This is a genomic window from Francisella sp. 19S2-4 (assembly GCF_036281795.1).
In the GTDB taxonomy this organism is placed as follows: Bacteria; Pseudomonadota; Gammaproteobacteria; order Francisellales; family Francisellaceae; genus Francisella.
Genome location: NZ_JAWUZH010000082.1, coordinates 1 through 3,051 on the forward strand (window position 1 = coordinate 1; position 3,051 = coordinate 3,051).

A 3,051-nucleotide genomic window follows, 5' to 3' on the forward strand; every position below is an offset into this window, starting at 1 on the left:
TTAAAATACTAATATCTGTAACATCTGTATTTTACAAAATATATCTAACAATTTGGGATATTAATTCAACAGTCTTATTAATTTAAAAATTAATATATTATCAATATATTATTAATACGTTTACAACAAGCTTTAATCTTTAATTACATGACTAGCTCCCATACTACTTCATATAATTCAAACCAACATTTTGACAAAAAAGACCATATTATTCTTCTAACCATTGCTCTCATTATGTTAATGGAAATGATAGATATTATGGTTTTAAGCACATCTTTACCTCAAATTGCTTATGACTTTAAGATTAATCCCATCCAGCTTAAAGTTGCTATATCTATTTACTTATTGACACTAGGAATGTTTATCCCTTGTGCTTCTTGGGTATCTGATAAATATGGCACTTTAAAAGTATTATCATTAGCAACAGTTGGTTTTATTTTAGCATCTACTGCTTGTGGCTTATCTCATAACGAAACAGAACTTGTTATATTTAGAGCTTTTCAAGGTGCTTGTGGTGCTTTTACTGTACCTGTATCACGAATAATTATGGTTAGAATGTATCCCAAAAATATTATCTCCGCAATGTCTTTTATTTCAACAATTGTCGTAATGGGCCCATTACTAGGCCCACTTATAGGTGGTGCTATTACAACTTGGCTAAATTGGAGAATTATATTCTTTGTTAATATCCCAGTTGGAATGTTTGCTTTATGGTCTCTGCTCCATTATTTTCCCAAGATACTTCCAATATCAGTTCCTAAATTTGATCTATTTGGATTTGTTATGATAAGTAGTAGTCTCGCATTATTATTATTTGTTATGGATACTCTTACTGATCAATCTATAGATTTAACCACCAAAATAGTATCTTTTATTCTTGGTATTTTATTTTTGTTTTGCTATATCTTACATGTGAGAAAATGTAGTAATCCTGTTATTAATTTAAGATTATTTAAAAATCCCTCATTTCGTTTTTTCGCCATCATGAATACTATTACAAGATTATTTTTGATGGGGTATAGTTTTTTATACCCCCTATATTTACAAACAAAACTTGGTTTTTCTCCTTTTAATTCTGGATTATCTATACTACCAATGCTTGTTGGAGTATGGGTTGCTAAACGTTTCGTAAAATCTTTATTATCAAAATTATCCTTTCAAAAATTTATTTTGATAATGTTATTGTTAATACTTGTGACTAACTTATTATTAGTTGTTATTTTCTTATATTTTAACCTATATATTTTTATGATCACTATTTTTTTAATGGGCTGGGCGTTAAGTGGACTAAATATTTCTTTAGATACTGGTGTTTATAAAAGTTTAAAACCAGAAGATATTGCCGCTGGTACAACAATTAATAGTGCCATAATTCAATTGGGGAGTAGTTTTGCTATAGCTATTATAGCTTCAGTTTTGATGACATCCAGTCTAAACTTCCAATTACAATGGGATACAATCATACCAAATTATTCATACTCCACATACGTTTTCATTAGTGCCGTTGCCACTATATGGATGATTTACATTCTTATTAAAACAAGGAATATCAATTTAGTTGACCATGCATAGTTTACTTTAATTGATCTTTCCCCACTCAGACCAAGATCCATCATAAACATAGACTTTTTCATAACCTATTATTTTACTAGCAACTGCTAATATACAAGCAGTAACACCAGATCCACAATAAAATATAATTTTTTTATTTTTACTAATTTTTAAATCAGGTTCTGTGCACAAAAATAAATTTTCATCGTAGCCAAATAAAAGTACAAGCTAATTTAATCATTCCTAGATATACAGAAATGGTTTTATCAAATCTGGAAAATACTCTTCTAAAATGTTTAAGTTTAGAAAAGAAATTTTCTATCAAATATCTTTCTTTGTATATTTGAATATCAAAAGCTATAGGATTTATAGTATTTGATTTACAGGGAATAATAGCCTCAGAGGATATATTTTGAATATGTTCTCTAATCTCATTAGAGTGATATGCTCTATCAGCGATAACTTTTGTATTATATACATTCTGTAGTAGGTCTATTGCTACTTTACTATCATGAATTCTGCCTTCTGATAGTAATATTTCCATCGGATTGCCTAAAGCATCAGTTATAGCATGAATCTTGGTAGTCACTCCTCCAACTGACCTACCAATTGCTTGGTTATCATCCTTGTTATATCCTGTAGCACAAGCATGAGCTCTCGTTATGGTTGAATCAAGCATAACTTCTTGTAAGTCAGGGGCTTGCACTGACTGAAACAAATCAAAAAATATACCCTTATCACACCAATCTTTAAAACGCTTATGTATTGATCTATATTTACCATAGTAAAATGGTAACATCCGCCATTGGCAGCCTGTACGTAACACGTAAAATATTGCTTCAATAAATAATCTTAACTTATTTTCATCATTTGTATGTATACCTTTTTGTAATTTTAAGAATGATAAAATACTTGACCAAAATACTTCTTTTATATGATAATTCACTTGCTAAACCTTTGATATTTTTTGCTTTTCAACTTTTAAATAACAACGGTTTAGCTATTTTCAATCTAATTTATATTTTTTGTGCATAGAACCTAGTAAAAATATTTTCTATCTCTGAAATTTCTATATACTTACCATTTCTTATAAGCTTTTGATAAGGGAGATTTATTGAATTTAATATATGCCCAGACCGTAAATTTTTTCTTGGTTCAGGTTCACTACCACTAAATCTAGATTCTGACCTAGCATCAACTATGTGAAATTTTTCTCTATTTTTAATCGCACTTTCTACAAATTCTTTATTACAAAATAAAGCATTATTAGTCTTAGGCATACTTAATATATTTTTATTAAAATTAAAACTCTGATCAAAATAATCTTTTAATTTTGTATTTAATATATAAATATTTCTATACCCTAATAATGAAAGCATCCACCACACGCGAGGACTTGCATAAATACCATTTTTCTCATACAGTAAAAGACTGTTGAATTAATATCCCAAATTGTTAGATATATTTTGTAAAATACAGATGTTACAGATATTAGTATTT

The 3,051-nt window shown here is 28.5% G+C and carries 4 protein-coding genes; 1 reads left to right on the forward strand and 3 read right to left on the reverse strand.

Annotated elements, in window-relative coordinates; all coding sequences use genetic code 11:
* The first annotated feature begins 234 nt into the window (after nt 1-234).
* Entirely contained in the window at nt 235-1,572 is a 1,338-nt protein-coding gene (locus R8535_RS10740) for an MFS transporter (protein ID WP_329499517.1), read from the forward strand.
* Between the two features lie 6 nt (nt 1,573-1,578).
* Here the strand turns inward: R8535_RS10740 and R8535_RS10745 are convergent, their stop codons facing one another.
* The 3 genes from R8535_RS10745 to R8535_RS10755 form a co-directional block, all read right to left on the reverse strand.
* Complete coding sequence (locus R8535_RS10745; protein ID WP_329499134.1) at nt 1,579-1,743, reverse strand: sulfurtransferase; 165 nt, start codon at nt 1,741-1,743, stop codon at nt 1,579-1,581.
* Between the two features lie 10 nt (nt 1,744-1,753).
* A complete protein-coding gene (locus R8535_RS10750; RefSeq protein ID WP_329499132.1) occupies nt 1,754-2,497 on the reverse strand; it encodes an IS5 family transposase in 744 nt (247 codons plus the stop codon).
* Nucleotides 2,498-2,567: 70 nt separating this feature from the next.
* Nucleotides 2,568-2,831 (reverse strand): hypothetical protein, encoded by a 264-nt coding sequence (locus R8535_RS10755; RefSeq protein WP_329499130.1) that lies wholly within the window; start codon nt 2,829-2,831, stop codon nt 2,568-2,570.
* Between the last annotated feature and the right edge of the window lie 220 nt (nt 2,832-3,051).